Annotated in this window: 12 protein-coding genes; 5 read left to right on the top strand and 7 right to left on the bottom strand. The window is 70.9% G+C overall.

What is annotated here, in order from left to right:
- Positions 1 to 2: 2 nt before the first annotated feature.
- Positions 3 to 275, bottom strand: a complete 273-nt coding sequence (locus R9X44_RS32405; protein WP_319818172.1) for a WXG100 family type VII secretion target — start codon at positions 273 to 275, stop codon at positions 3 to 5.
- Between the two features lie 229 nt (positions 276 to 504).
- On the opposite strand from R9X44_RS32405, the gene R9X44_RS32400 reads away from it, so the two are divergent.
- On the top strand, positions 505 to 2,253 hold the full coding sequence (locus R9X44_RS32400) for an acetyl/propionyl/methylcrotonyl-CoA carboxylase subunit alpha (protein WP_319818171.1): 1,749 nt from the start codon (positions 505 to 507) through the stop codon (positions 2,251 to 2,253).
- A gap of 110 nt (positions 2,254 to 2,363) precedes the next feature.
- Here the strand turns inward: R9X44_RS32400 and R9X44_RS32395 are convergent, their stop codons facing one another.
- From R9X44_RS32395 to R9X44_RS32385, 3 genes are read right to left on the bottom strand one after another with little or no spacing between them, the layout of a single operon-like run.
- Positions 2,364 to 3,305, bottom strand: coding sequence for an SDR family oxidoreductase (locus R9X44_RS32395; protein WP_319818170.1), 942 nt, complete (start codon positions 3,303 to 3,305; stop codon positions 2,364 to 2,366).
- A complete protein-coding gene (locus R9X44_RS32390; RefSeq protein WP_319818169.1) occupies positions 3,302 to 4,219 on the bottom strand; it encodes a bile acid:sodium symporter family protein in 918 nt (305 codons plus the stop codon). Before R9X44_RS32390 ends, R9X44_RS32395 begins: the two co-directional genes overlap by 4 nt.
- The gene (locus R9X44_RS32385; protein WP_319818168.1) at positions 4,219 to 5,508 is read right to left on the bottom strand and encodes a flavin-containing monooxygenase; all 1,290 of its coding nucleotides are present in this window, start codon (positions 5,506 to 5,508) and stop codon (positions 4,219 to 4,221) included. The genes R9X44_RS32390 and R9X44_RS32385 overlap by 1 nt, the downstream gene beginning before the upstream one ends.
- A gap of 139 nt (positions 5,509 to 5,647) precedes the next feature.
- Here R9X44_RS32385 and R9X44_RS32380 point away from each other — a divergent pair, with 139 nt between their 5' ends.
- The 3 genes from R9X44_RS32380 (at position 5,648) to R9X44_RS32370 (ending at position 9,132) form a co-directional block, all read left to right on the top strand.
- Positions 5,648 to 7,018 (top strand): hypothetical protein, encoded by a 1,371-nt coding sequence (locus tag R9X44_RS32380; protein ID WP_319818167.1) that lies wholly within the window; start codon positions 5,648 to 5,650, stop codon positions 7,016 to 7,018.
- Between the two features lie 47 nt (positions 7,019 to 7,065).
- On the top strand, positions 7,066 to 7,617 hold the full coding sequence (locus tag R9X44_RS32375; RefSeq protein ID WP_319818166.1) for a helix-turn-helix domain-containing protein: 552 nt from the start codon (positions 7,066 to 7,068) through the stop codon (positions 7,615 to 7,617).
- Between the two features lie 108 nt (positions 7,618 to 7,725).
- A complete protein-coding gene (locus tag R9X44_RS32370; RefSeq protein ID WP_319818165.1) occupies positions 7,726 to 9,132 on the top strand; it encodes a DHA2 family efflux MFS transporter permease subunit in 1,407 nt (468 codons plus the stop codon).
- 311 nt (positions 9,133 to 9,443) lie between these two features.
- Here the strand turns inward: R9X44_RS32370 and R9X44_RS32365 are convergent, their stop codons facing one another.
- The 3 genes from R9X44_RS32365 to R9X44_RS32355 all read right to left on the bottom strand — a co-directional run bounded on the left by R9X44_RS32365 (position 9,444) and on the right by R9X44_RS32355 (position 12,472).
- Positions 9,444 to 11,117, bottom strand: a complete 1,674-nt coding sequence (locus R9X44_RS32365) for a phospho-sugar mutase (RefSeq protein ID WP_319818164.1) — start codon at positions 11,115 to 11,117, stop codon at positions 9,444 to 9,446.
- Entirely contained in the window at positions 11,114 to 11,911 is a 798-nt protein-coding gene (locus R9X44_RS32360; protein ID WP_319818163.1) for a purine-nucleoside phosphorylase, read from the bottom strand. Before R9X44_RS32360 ends, R9X44_RS32365 begins: the two co-directional genes overlap by 4 nt.
- A 102-nt stretch (positions 11,912 to 12,013) precedes the next feature.
- Positions 12,014 to 12,472, bottom strand: coding sequence for a gamma-glutamylcyclotransferase (locus R9X44_RS32355; RefSeq protein ID WP_319818162.1), 459 nt, complete (start codon positions 12,470 to 12,472; stop codon positions 12,014 to 12,016).
- Positions 12,473 to 12,525: 53 nt separating this feature from the next.
- Here R9X44_RS32355 and R9X44_RS32350 point away from each other — a divergent pair, with 53 nt between their 5' ends.
- The gene (locus tag R9X44_RS32350) at positions 12,526 to 13,914 is read left to right on the top strand and encodes an NAD(P)H-quinone dehydrogenase (protein WP_319818161.1); all 1,389 of its coding nucleotides are present in this window, start codon (positions 12,526 to 12,528) and stop codon (positions 13,912 to 13,914) included.
- Positions 13,915 to 13,926: the final 12 nt, after the last annotated feature.

Genomic DNA, 13,926 nt, shown 5'->3' with positions numbered 1-13,926 from the left:
CCCTAGCGGGTGGCGGCCTCGATGTTCTGGATTGACTGACGGACGTCGGTCGCGCCCTCCTCAAGCGCGACCGACATCTTGTCGAACGCCGACTTCGCCTCGGCCCAGGCGGCCCGGAAGCGGTCGGCGCGCGGACCCCACCAGATCTCGTTCGACCCGACGGTCCTGCCGTTCAGGTCGCTGATGAGGGCGTCAAGGTTCTTGGAGTGCCGGGAGAACAGGCGGGCCAGGTCCTCCATCTGGGCCATGTTCCCGCCGCGACGGTCCGCTCCCATGGTCTGATCCTTCCGATCGCCGGGATTTCCAGACGTACCTTCCAAAGCTCACACCTCTTCGCCCCCAACGGACCCTGAAGGGGTGGCCGCATGCGGCCAAAGCTGTGGTCCAGGCCGGTTTACCCCCAAATAAGGAGGCGATCACGGCTTAGAAAACACGGTTCTCTAAACTCGCGGGGACGGGTCGGGTCAGGGGTGATCCCACGGTTCTCACGGACGGAGTCGTACGTTGCGGAAAGTTCTCATCGCCAACCGGGGCGAGATCGCGGTACGGATCGCGCGTGCCTGCCGGGACGCGGGGCTCGGCAGCGTCGCGGTCTACAGCGAACAGGATCTCGACGCGCTGCATGTGCGCGTCGCCGACGAGGCATACGCGCTCGGCGGGCAGACCGCCGCCGAGTCCTACCTGAGCGTCGAGAAGCTGCTCAAGATCGCCGCTGATTCCGGCGCGGACGCGGTCCACCCCGGCTACGGCTTCCTCGCCGAGAACGCCGACTTCGCCCAGGCCGTCATCGACGCCGGCCTGATCTGGATCGGCCCGCCGCCGGCCGCGATCACCGCGCTCGGCGACAAGGTCCAGGCGCGGCACATCGCGCAGAAGGTCGGCGCGCCGCTCGTCGCGGGCACCGCCGACCCCGTCTCCGGCGCGGACGAGGTCGTGGAGTTCGCGCGCGAGCACGGCCTGCCGATCGCGATCAAGGCGGCGTTCGGCGGCGGCGGACGCGGGCTCAAGGTCGCCCGCACCCTCGAAGAGGTGCCCGAGCTTTACGACTCGGCGGTCCGCGAGGCCGTCGGGGCGTTCGGGCGCGGCGAGTGCTTCGTCGAGCGCTACCTCGACAAGCCCAGGCACGTCGAGACCCAGTGCCTCGCCGACAAGCACGGCAACGTCGTCGTGGTCTCCACGCGCGACTGCTCGCTCCAGCGGCGGCACCAGAAGCTCGTGGAGGAGGCCCCCGCGCCGTTCCTCAGCGACGAGCAGAACGCGCTGCTGTACAGCTCGTCCAAGGCGATCCTGAAGGAGGCCGGGTACGTCGGCGCGGGGACGTGCGAGTTCCTCGTCGGCCAGGACGGCACCATCTCCTTCCTCGAGGTCAACACCCGCCTCCAGGTCGAGCACCCCGTCACCGAGGAGGTCGCGGGCATCGACCTCGTGCGCGAGATGTTCCGCGTCGCCGACGGCGAGGAGCTCGGCTACGGCGACCCCGTCGCGCGCGGCCACTCCATCGAGTTCCGGATCAACGCCGAGGACGCCGGACGCGGCTTCCTGCCCGCGCCCGGCACGATCACGTCGATGGAGATCCCGACCGGGCCCGGCGTCCGGCTCGACTCCGGGTACGTCGCGGGGCAGACCGTGCCGCAGTCGTTCGACTCGCTCGTCGCGAAGCTGATCGTCACCGGCGCGACCCGCGAGCAGGCGATCGAGCGGTCGCGGCGCGCGCTCGCGGAGTTCAGCATCGACGGGATGCCCACGGTGATCCCGTTCCACAAGGACATCCTCACCCAGCCCGCCTACATCGACGCGCCGTTCTCCGTCCACACCCGGTGGATCGAGACCGAGTACGACAACACCATCGCGCCCTACGGCGGCGAGCAGGGCCTGGCCGAGGAGCCGGAGGAGCGGCAGAAGGTCGTCGTGGAGGTCGGCGGCAAGCGGCTCGAGGTCGTCCTCCCGGCGGGTCTCGGCGCGGGCGCGGCCCCCGCCGCGTCCGGCAAGGCCGCCCCCAAGCGCGCGGGCAAGAAGGGCGCGGCCAAGGCCGCCTCCGGCGACTCCCTCGTCTCGCCCATGCAGGGCACCATCGTCAAGATCCTTGTCGAGGACGGCGCGACGGTCGCCGAAGGCGACACGGTCGTCGTCCTCGAGGCCATGAAGATGGAACAGCCCCTCACCGCCCACAAGTCCGGCACCATCACCGGCCTCACCTCCGAGGTCGGCCAGACCGTCACCTCTGGCGCCCCCATCTGCGAAATCAAGTCCTGACCACCCCCACCCTGAAGGGCGGCCGCTCCCCCGGCCGCCCTTCCCCTTCCCTCAGCCCCGGTAGAGAGGGCGAGGGCGTCGAGGGTGGGGAGGGAGGGGTGGCGGGCTGGTCAGGGGCGGGTGTGCCAGGCTTGGAAGGCTTCGGGGGTGGATTTGGTGGGGGTGTAGGGGAGGTGGGTTTTCAGGCGGGTGTTGTCGAGGACGGGGCGGTATTGGAGGAAGCGGGTTTGTTCGGGGCCGTAGGGGGTGAGGCGGAGGGGGCGGGCGATGCGCAGGGCCAGGCGGAGGAGGGGTTCGGGGATGGAGAGGGTGGGTTTGTTGAGGATCTTGGCGATTTCGTCGATGGTGAGGGTGCCGTCGCCCGCGACGTTGTAGATGCCGGTGTTCTGGGTGGTGACTGCGCGGTTGATGATGGCGACCACGTCGGTGTCCCAGATGAAGACGAAGGGGGAGCTCGCGCCGCGGATCTTGAGGAGGCGGGGGCGCTGGAAGAGGGCGGTGATCTGGTTGTCGACGCGGTCGCCCAGGATGGTGCCTATGCGCAGGATGACCTGTTCCAGGGCGGGGTGGATGGTGCGGAGGTCGGCCAGCATCTCCTCGACCAGGCGTTTGTGGTGGCTGTAGGCGAACTCGACGTTCCCCCGGACGGGCTGGTCCTCGGTGATCGGTTCCGGATTGTCCGGGTGGTAGCCGTAGGCCGCGCCGGAGGAGGAGACGACGATCCGGCGGACCCCGTGCGTCAGGCAGGCGTCGAGGACGTGCCGGGTGCCTTCGACGTCGACCTTGTACTCGAGTTCACGCGACGAGCCCTTGCCCGGCGTGACGATCGACGCAAGGTGCACGATCACCTCCGGCCGTGCCTCCCCGATGACGCGGTCGACGGCGGCCGGGTCGGTGACGTCCATGACGACGTGGCGCAGCCCCGGCACGGCCGCCCCGGACGTCTCGGGCACCCGCAGGTCCGCGCCGACGACCTCGTGGCCTTCGGCGGCGAGCCCGCGCACGACTGACGAGCCGAGGAACCCGAGGGCTCCGGTGACGAGGACCTTCACGCTTCCTCCAGACGCGGTGCGGGGGCGGTGCGCAGCCGCCAGAACTGGGCGAGGACGAGTCCGGCGACGATGTCCCAGATCCCCCACCACGCGGCGGCGAGGGCCATGCCGCCCAGGCCGCCGAAGTACGTGAACACAAGGAGCAGGCCAAGACCGGCGTTGCGTACGCCGGTCTCGAACGTCATCGCCTTGACGCCCGCGTACGGCAGCCGTGCTGCGCGGCCTATCGCGTAGCCGAGGGCGAGCGCGAGGGCGTCGTGCACGAAGACGGCGACGAGGACGACCCCGATGTGCGCGGTGAAGACGTCCCAGTTGTTGGCGAGGCCGACGGCGATGACGCCGCCGAGCCCGAGGAACGACAGCGGCCCGACGATCTTGTGCGCGCGGGCGGCGAAGCGCGGCAGGTAGTGCGCGATGGTGATGCCCGCGACGAACGGCACGGCGATGACCAGCGCTACCTCGCTCAGCATGTCCCACACGCCGACGTCGATCTCGGCGAGCAGGTCGCGTCCGGTCGGGTGCAGTCCGCCCCAGAACGCGACGTTCAACGGCATCAGCACCACGGCGAGCACGTTGCTGACGGCCGTCATGGAGACCGAGAGGGCGACGTCGCCTCCGGCCCGGTGGGTGAGGATGTTGGAGACGTTCCCGGGCGGGCAGCAGGCGACGAGGATAAGGCCGAGCGCTACGGAGCCGCGTAGGTCGAGCGCCAGGGTGAGCACATAGGTGACGGCCGGTAGGACGAGGAACTGTGCGGCCACGCCTATGGCGATGACGCCCGGCCTGCGGGCTGCCGCTACGAAGTCGGCGACCTTCGTGTCGAGGGCGATGCCGAAGAGGATCGCGCCCACGACGATCTTCAGGGTGGTGAGGGAACTCTCGTTGAAGGCGATGGAGACGGCGTCCACGTCCATCAGGGGTGCCCCTTCAGCTCGGCTGTCGCGGCGCGTACGGCGCTGCGGTAGGCGTCCTTGTTGACGTAGTAGGCCATCCGGTCGAGGCCGAGGTACTTGTAGCCGCCCGAGAGGTCGGGCCTCGGGCCACGCGCCTTGGCGTCGAAGGCGGCGCGCTTGTCGGGCGGCGCCGCCAGGTACGTCGCAACGAGCTCGGCCTGTTCCGCGCGGCCCTGCCAGCCGATCCCGGACGCCTCGATCATGCCGAGGACGAACAGGCCGGGCGCGGCGTCGCTGAACACGTTGAGGTACAGGTCGGGGGCCGCAGAGGTCCAGCGCAGCAGCGCCGGGTCCACGAACGGGTAGTGCAGCCGGTACCCGGTGGCCAGGACGACGAGGTCGTACTCGGCGCGCGACCCGTCGCGGAACTCCACGGCGGACCCGTCGAACCCGGCGATATCCGGCTTGACGGACAGGTCGCCATGGCCGAGGTGGTGCAGGATCAGCGAGTTGACGATCGGGTGCGACTCGTAGATCCGGTGGTCGGGCCTGGGGAACCCGAACCTGACGGGGTCGCCGGTGAAGAGTTTCAAAATCCGTCCGTCGATGAACTGCTTGATCGGGGCCGGGAGGGGTTTGCCCTGGTTAAGCGTGTCAGCGGGCCGCCCGAACAGGTATTTCGGGACGAAGTGGTACCCGCGCCGGACGCTGATGTCCACGGCGGCCGCGTGGTGGACGGCGTCGACCGCGATGTCGCAGCCCGAGTTGCCCGCCCCCACGATCAGCACGCGCTTCCCCGCGAGCTGCGAAGCGCGCTTGTAGGCGCTGGTATGGATCAGCTCGCCGGAGAACTCTCCCTTGAAGTCCGGGATGTTCGGTTCACTCAGTGTCCCGTTGGCGAGGATGACGCCCGCGTGCCGATGCGTGGCCGTGCCCTCGGCGGTCGTTACGGTGACGTCCCAGCCGCCGCCTGGCACCGGCTCGGCTTTGCCGACCTCGGCCCCGAACGTGAACCCGTCGCGCAGCCCGTATTCGGCGGCGTACGCGCGGAAGTAACGCAGCAGTTCGCGGTGGCCCGGGTAGTCGGGCGCGGCGTCCGGCATGGGGTACTCGGCGAACTGTGTGGTGGTCTTGGAGGAGATCAGGTGCGCGGACTCGTAGACGGTGCTGCGGGGGCCGTCGATGTCCCAGAGGCCGCCGACGTCGTCGGCGAGCTCGTAGCCCGCCCAGGGCAGTCCCTGGCGCTGGAGGGCGCGCGCCGCGGCGAGGCCGGACGGTCCCGCCCCGATCACCGCATAAGTCTCCGTCATGTCCGGCATTGTCCACCAAACCTACCTAAAATACGAATTTCCCTTACATGTGGTGCGCGCCACCTTAGGGGAAAGGGTGGTGCTGAGGCTTAACAGCGGCTTTGCCAGCAGGTGGAAGGGCCTCCAGCAGGATGGAGGCATGAGATCACTGCGACTGCTGATCCTCGTGTTCGTCCTGCTGGTGGCGGGCGGCATCGGGACAGCGGGCGCAATGGGCGGGACACTCAACGCCGGCGTAACGGCCGTCGGTAGCGGCGTGCAGGCAGACCCGCCGTCCCCGGAGGCCGTATCGGCGCTCCGCTCCGACCGCTTCTACGCGGCCCCCGACCAGAAGTCTCTGGACCCCGCAGGGATCGAGCGTGTGAAGGCCGCGATAGCCGAGTCTTCCTCGCCGGTCTACATCATGGTGACCGACGACCTCGGTACCGCGCAGGAGAGCAACCAGTACCTCGCGTCGGCGGCCAACGCCGTCGGCAGCACCGGCGTATACGCGCTGTTGTCTGGACGGCACTTCACCGCCGGATCCCTTGGCCAGACGGGTCTGCGCCGAGGGCAGGCCGCCACCTTGGCCTCGCAGGCGGCGAGCGAGCACCGGGGCGATCCCGCGTCCGGCCTCGTGGCGTTCGTGGACTCCGTCGACGTCGCCAGCGGCAGCAAGCCGTCGACCACGAGCAGCGTCGCGACCTACGCGTTCCTCGGGCTGATCGTGGCGCTCGGGCTCGGCGGGCTGTTCTTCGTGCGGGCGTCGCGCAAGCGCAGGCGGGTCGAGGAGGCCCGGCAGATGGGCGAGCTCAAGAGCGGCGTCGAAGAGGACGTCACCCGCCTCGGCGAGGACATCGCCGCCCTCGACCTCGACCTGTCGGACCCGAAGGTGCCCGAGGAGGCCAAGACCGACTACAGCCACGCCCTCGACGCCTACGACCGCGCCAAGGTCGCCGTCGAGCAGGCCGGGGTGCCGCAGGACATGCAGCGCGTCACCGAGGCGCTGGAGGACGGCCGCTACTCGATGACGGCTGTGCGGGCCCGTCTCAACGGGCAGCCTGTGCCCGAGCGTCGCGCGCCCTGCTTCTTCAACCCCCAGCACGGGCCGTCCGTGCGGGATGTCATGTGGGCGCCCCTCGGCGGACAGCCCAGGGAGGTCCCCGCGTGCGCGGCCGACGCCGAAAGGGTGGAGCGCGGCGACGACCCCGAGGCGCGGATGGTGGAGGTGGCGGGACAGCGGCGTCCGTACTGGGAGGCCGGTCCCCAGTGGGCCCCTTACGCCGGCGGCTACTACGCGGGTTACGGCGGCCTGGGGATGCTGAACACGATCCTGCTCGGGACGGCGATCGGCTCCATGTGGGGAGGCGGGTTCGGCGGCTACGGCGGCGGTTACGGCGACGGCGGCGGCGACTGGGGTGGCGGCGGCGGAGACTTCGGGGACTTCGGCGGGTTCGGGGGCGGCGGCGGGTTCGGCGGGGGCGGAGGAGGCGGCTGGGGCGACTTCGGCGGCGGTGGCGGGGACTTCTGAGCCTGACCCCCTTGCATGGTTAGTTATCAGCCACTAACTTAGGCTCCATGAGCCCGAGGATGAAGGCGGAGGACCGGCGCAAGTCGGCGGTCGCGGCCGCGCTCACCGAGTTCGCGCGCGGCGGGTACGAGGGCACCTCGACCGAGGCGATCGCCCAGCGCGTCGGCGTCTCTCAGCCCTACCTCTTCCGGCTCTTCCCCAACAAGCGCGCCATGTTCCTCGCGGCGGCCCTGCGGTGCGCTGAGTTGACCCGAGACGCGTTCGTGGCCGCCGCCAAGGACCTCCCACCGGACGCCGACGTCGAGGCCGTCAAGGAGGCCCTGGGGGCCGCATACCTTGAACTGATCGGTGACGGCGAGCTCGTCATGATGCAGATGCAGATGCAGGTCGCCACATATCAGGCGACCCTGGCGGGGGATCTGGAGTTCGGCGAGACGGTCCGGCGCGGCTGGACCGACCTCGTCGACACGGTCCGCCTGCTGTTCTCCGGTGACGACGAGGCCACCGGGGAGTTCATGTCCGAGGGCATGCTCATCAACGTCCTGACCGCGCTCAACTACCCGTCGGACGACCGCATCTGGCGGTGCGTCGTCCAGTGACCCGGGGGCGCGACGCGGCGTCCCCTTTTTTTCGGCACGAAAGTTAGTGACCAATCACTAGCTGAATTTGGCAACCCTCCGGTTCGACCCCCCGAAGGAGAATCCACGATGCGCAGCCAGCGCGCGACACTCGTCTGGACCCTTGTCATCACCGGCCTCGCGGGCTTCATGGCCTCGCTCGACAACCTCGTCGTCACCACGGCGCTGCCCTCGATCCGCACCGACCTCGGCGGCGGCCTCGAGGACCTGGAATGGACCGTCAACTCCTACACGCTGACCTTCGCCGTCCTGCTGCTGTTCGGCTCAGCGCTCGGCGACAGGTTCGGCCGCCGCAGGATCTTCGGGATCGGCGTCGCGGTCTTCACCGCGGCGTCGGCGGCGGCCGCGCTCGCGCCAGGGATCGAGGCGCTGATCGCGGCACGCGCCGTCCAGGGGGTCGGCGCGGCGATCATGATGCCGCTGACCCTCACGCTCCTCACCGCCGCGACGCCGGAGAACCGGCGCGGCCTCGTCTTCGGAATCTGGGGGGCGATCAACGGGCTCGCCGTGGCGTCCGGGCCCCTTGTCGGCGGAACCCTCACCGAGCACCTGTCCTGGCAGTGGATCTTCTGGCTGAACGTGCCCGTGGGCATCGCGCTGCTCCCGCTCGCGCGGCTGCGCCTGGTGGAGTCGCGCGGACCCGTCGCCCGCCTTGACGTCACCGGGACGCTCCTGGCCAGCGTCGCGCTCTTCGCCCTCGTGTACGCGCTCATCCGGGGCAACGCCGACGGCTGGACCAGCGGACCCGTCCTCGCCGGACTCGTGTGCGGGCCGCTTCTGCTCGCCGTCTTCGTCGGCTGGGAACTGCGCACCCCCCACCCGATGCTCCCGATGCACCTGTTCAGGTCGCGTGCCTTCAGCGCGATGAACGCGGCGAGCCTGCTGATGTTCGCCGGCATGTTCGGGTCGATCTTCCTGCTCAGCCAGTTCCTGCAGACCGTGCTCGGCCACTCCCCCACCGACGCGGGCCTGCGGATGCTGCCCTGGACGGCGATGCCGCTGCTCGTCGCGCCCGTCGCCGGGGCCCTGTCCGACCGGATCGGCGGCCGGCCCGTCGTCGCCGCGGGCCTCGCCCTCCAGGCCGTCGGCCTCGGCCTGTTCGCCCTCGTCGCCGCCACCGACGTGTCCTACGCCGCGCAGCTGCCCGCCCTGATCGTCAGCGGCGTCGGCATGGGGATGTTCTTCGCGCCCGCCGCGGGCGTCGTCATGGCCTCGGTACGCCCGCACGAACAGGGCATGGCCTCCGGCGCGAACAACGCGTTCCGCGAACTCGGCGGCGCGATCGGCGTCGCGGGCCTTGCCGCCGTCTTCGCCGAACAGGGCGGCTACACGACCGGCACGACCTTCGTGGACGGCCTCGTCCCGGCCCTCTGGCTCGGCGTCGCCATCGTCGCCGCCGCCGCCCTCTCCGCCCTCCTGATCCCCCGCCCGACCCCCGCCAAGCCCCCGACCCCCGAACTCGTCCCCGCCGCCTGACCCCTGCAACGTCCGCGCTGGCAGCGTCCGCACCCGGACGCCGCCAGCGCAGACGGCGTAAGCCCCGCAGCGCCAACACCCCAAGACCCCGCCGAAAGCCGAAAACCCGCGCCACGACGCGCCCGCCCCGCCCGGGCGCAGCGCGGGCCAGGGCCCGCTGACTCGCCAAGGCCCAGCGCGGGCCGGGGCCCGCTGGCCCGCTAAGGCCCAGCGCGGGCGGGGGGCGGACCGGCGCGCCAAGGGCTCGAAACGCGGACTAGGGCCGGGCCGACGGCGCGGGGCGTCCGCTTGCGGACGGCCCGCGCCTGGGGTTAGGGGAGGTGGGTTGCCAGGGAGGTTTCTAGGGCTTTTAGGGTTTCTGTGGCGGTTTGGCGGGCGGTGGGGAGGGACGCCCGGTCGGGGACCGGGACGACGACCTCTAGGTAGGACTTGAGTTTTGGTTCGGTGCCTGAGGGGCGGATGACGATGCGGGCGCCGCCTTCCAGGGTGAGGCGGAGGCCGTCGGTGGGGGGGAGGCCGCCGAAGCCTACGGAAAGGTCCTCCACCGACAGGACCTTGTGGTCGCCCAGCGCGCTGGGCGGGGAGTGCAGGAGGGCCGTCACTGCGGCGTCGATGAGGGCGCGGTCGGGGACGCGGATCGAGAGCTGGGACGTGGCGTGGACGCCGTAGCGGAGGGCCTGGGCGTCAAGGAGGTCCAGGAGAGTGCGTCCGGATGCCTTGGCTTCGGCGGCGAGGGAGGCGATGGTGAGGGCCGCGCCGATGCCGTCCTTGTCGCGGACGGGGACGCCGGCGTCGCCTCCGACGCTGTAACCGAGCGCCTCTTCGTAGCCCAAGACAAGCCGTTGCCCTGGGACGCCCGCCCGCATGATCCACTTGAACCCGGTAAGGGTCTCGGCGAACCCCGCCCCGTGCGCGGCGGCGATCTTGCCGAGCAGCGACGACGACACGATCGTCGTCGCCAGCAGCCTGTCGTCCCCCGCGGCCGTGCGCCGCATGACGTGTTCGGCGAGGAGGCCGCCGAGTTCGTCGCCCGTCAGCGCGCGCCAGCCGCCGCCCGGCAGCGGGACGGCGACGGCGCAGCGGTCGGCGTCGGGGTCGTTGGCGATCGCCAGGTCGGCCCCGGTCCGCTCGGCGAGCGCGACGAGAAGGTCCATCGCGCCCGCTTCCTCCGGGTTCGGGAACGCGACGGTAGGGAAGTCGGGGTCTGGCAGGCACTGTTCCGGCACCGTGTACGGGGCCGCGAACCCGGCCCTAAGGAACGCCCGGATAAGGGTCTCCCCGCCGACCCCGTGCATCGGCGTGTAAGCCACCGTGATGCCCCGGGCGTCGCTCAGCGGAAGGCCCTTGAGGGCGTCAAGGTACGCCTCCTCGGCGTCCGGCCCCAGCACCTCCCACGTGGGCTCCCCTGCGCGAGCCTCCTCCGGCGGCACCCCTAGGGGCAGTTCGTCGACGCGTCCTACCGCCGCGATGGCCGCCGCGATCTCCGCGTCCACGGGCGGGACGATCTGGGCCCCGTCCGCCCAGTACACCTTGTAGCCGTTGTCCTGGGGAGGGTTGTGGCTCGCCGTCACCATCACCCCGGCGTCCGCCCCCAGATGACGCACAAGGAACGCCAGCACGGGCGTCGGCAAGGGACGCGGCAGCACCCGGCACCGCAGCCCCATCCCGGAGAGCACCGCCGCCGTGTCCGTCGCGAATTGTGCCGAGTTGTGCCGCGCGTCGTACCCGACGACGACCCCACCCCCACCTGGCGTGATCCGCGCGCCGAGCCCGGCGGCCGCGCGCATGACCGTCACCCGGTTCATCCGGTCGGGTCCCGCGCCGAGCGCGCCGCGCAGCCCGGCCGTCCCGAACTCGAGCGTCGCGCCGAACCTGGCGGCGAGCGCGGCGTCGTCCCCGGCGTCCAGGAGCGCCCTGAGCTCGGCCCGCGTGACGGGGTCGGGGTCCTGCGCCCACCACAGCTCGGCGCGCTCCCGGACGCTCACAGCCGCTCCACCACGCTCTTCAGCAGCAGCCCCATCCGGCCCGCCGCCGCCCGCCCGGCCTCGAGGACCTCGGCGTGGTCGAGGAGCGCGTCCGACAGGCCCGCCGCGACGTTCGTCACCAGCGAGACGGCGAGGACCTCGGCCCCGCCCTCGCGCGCCGCGATCGCCTCAAGGACCGTGGACATGCCGATGAGGTCCGCGCCCATGGTCCGCAGCATCCGGATCTCCGCAGGGGTCTCATACGTGGGCCCACGGAAAGCCGCGTAGACGCCTTCGGCCAGCGAGGAGTCGGCCGACAAGGCGAGCGCGCGCAACCGCTTGGAGTAGACCTCCGTGAGGTCGAGGAAGGAAGTGCCCGTAAGCGGGTTCGCGCCGGTGAGGTTCAGGTGGTCGGAGATGAGCACCGGGTCGCCTATCGACTGCGTCTCGGGCCGCAGCCCACCCGCCGCGTTCGTCAGCACGACCGTACGGACGCCCGCTGCGAGCGCCGTACGCACCCCGTGGACGGTCGGCTCCACACCGCGTCCCTCGTACAGGTGGGTACGGCCGAGGAGGACGAGCACGTTCTTGTCGCCCACCCGCAGCGCCCGCATCCTGCCCCCGTGCCCCGCGACGGCCGGGGCGGCGAACCCGGGCAGCTCGGTGAAGGGCACCTCGTGCTCGGCCTCGCCCAGCGCGTCGGCGGCCGGGACCCAGCCGGATCCGGTCACCAGCGCGACGTCGAACTTCGGGTACGTCCGGGCGGTCAGCTCGGCTGCCGCGCGCGCGGCCAGCTCATACGGGTTGTTCTCCACCCGACAAGCCTAGGGGCCGCCCGCGGGCCGCACGCGGCCCGAACCTCCCAAATTCCACACCGGTCGAATGCCCGGTTTGTTCCGATCTACAGGATCGGAAGGCTAGAGGTCGGTCCCGAGCGTGTCGCAGGGCCGCTCCCGCAGCTCCTTGACGTACAGGTCGGGCGCGCCCGCCTTCTCCGCCGCGTCCGCGATGATCCCGATGAACCGCGCCGACGGAAGGCCGCCCTCGTAGGCGTCCAGGACGTAGATCCAGGCCAGCTCCTCGCCGAACAGGGTCTGCACCCGCACCCTGATCTTGGTGTAGAGCCCCTGCTCGTGCCCCTCCCAGGCGTCGAGCGCCTGCTCGTCGGCCTCGGTGACGTCGTAGAGGGCGACGAAGACCTGCGAGGTGTGATCCTCGACAACCGTGGCCAGGGCGCCGTCCCAGCCGATCTCCTCACCGCCGAACGTCAGGCGCCAGCCCTGAAGCCAGCCCGTGTCGCGCAGCGGCGAATGCGGGGCGCGCAGGGCCATCTGCTCGGGGTCCATGTTGGAGGCGTATGCCGCGTACAGAGCCACGGTGACCAACCTACCGGCCCATCCATCGACGACCTTAGGAAAGAATGGGCGTTGTGAGCACGCGTATCGTAATTCTGGGTGGAGGGCCGGGCGGCTACGAGGCCGCGCTGGTGGCCGCGCGCCTCGGCGCGGACGTGACTGTCGTGGAGAAGGACGGGCCGGGCGGGGCGAGTGTGCTCTACGACTGCGTCCCGTCCAAGACGCTGATCGCCACTTCGGTGCGCATGTCGGTGCTGAGCGAGTCGGCCGCCCTCGGGGTGCGCTTCGACGGCGGCCCCGACGGCGAGGTCGGCGGCGTCACGGCCGATCTCGCGCTGATCAACAAGCGGGTGAAGGACCTGGCCCGCGCCCAGTCCTTCGACGTCGCCGACCGGCTCGGCTACGAGGAGGTCAAGATCGTCCGCGGCGAGGGACGGCTCGACGGGCCCCGTGCCGTCGTCGTCGGCGACCGCCGCATCGAGGCCGACGTGATCATCGTCGCCACCGGCGCGACCCCGCGCGTCCTGCCCGGCGCGGAGCCCGACGGGGAGCGCATCCTCACCTGGCGGCAGCTCTACGACCTTCCCGAACTGCCCGAGGAACTGATCGTCGTCGGCTCCGGCGTCACCGGGGCGGAGTTCGCCGGGGCGTACCTGAGCCTCGGGTCGAAGGTGACCTTGGTCTCCTCGCGTGACCGGATCCTGCCATCTCAGGACGCCGAAGCCGCCTCGGTTCTTGAGGACGTCTACCGGCGGCGTGGCATGAACGTCATGGGGCGGTCGCGGGCGGGCGCGGTGGAGCGTTCCGGTGACGGCGTCGTCGTCACGCTCGAGGACGGGCGGAAGGTCTACGGGTCGCACTGCCTGATGACGGTCGGCATGGTGCCCAACACCCGGGGGATCGGCCTCGAGGCGGCGGGCGTCAGGCTCGGGCGCGGCGGATACGTCGAAACGGACAAGGTGTCCCGGACCTCGGTCCCCAACATCTACGCCGCGGGCGACTGCACGGGCATCCTCGCGCTCGCCTCGGTCGCCGCGATGCAGGGCAGGATCGCCGTCTGGCACGCGCTCGGCGAGGCCGTCCAGCCGCTCAAGCTCGGCTGGGTCAGCTCCAACATCTTCACCGACCCCGAGGTCGCCTCCGTCGGCGTCACCCAGGCGATGGTCGACAACTGCGAGGTCGACGCCCGCACCGTCATGCTCCCCCTCAACACCAATGCCCGCGCCAAGATGCAGGGCTTCGAGGACGGCTTCATCAAGCTCTTCTGCCGCCGCTCCACCGGCATCGTCCTCGGCGGCGTCATCGTCGCCCCCCGCGCCTCCGAACTCATCATGACCCTCTCGGTCGCCGTCCAGCAGCACCTCACCGTCGACCAGCTCGCCCACACCTTCACCGTCTACCCCTCCCTCTCCGGCAGCATCCAAGAAGCCGCCAACCGCCTAACCGTCGACTCCGCCTACTAACCCCCCTCCCGC

Origin of the sequence: Actinocorallia sp. A-T 12471 (assembly GCF_033875155.1) — a bacterium.
Classification (GTDB): domain Bacteria; phylum Actinomycetota; class Actinomycetes; order Streptosporangiales; family Streptosporangiaceae; genus Actinocorallia.
The sequence above is the reverse complement of the archived record's forward strand: the minus strand, read 5'-3'. Positions and strand labels throughout refer to the sequence as shown.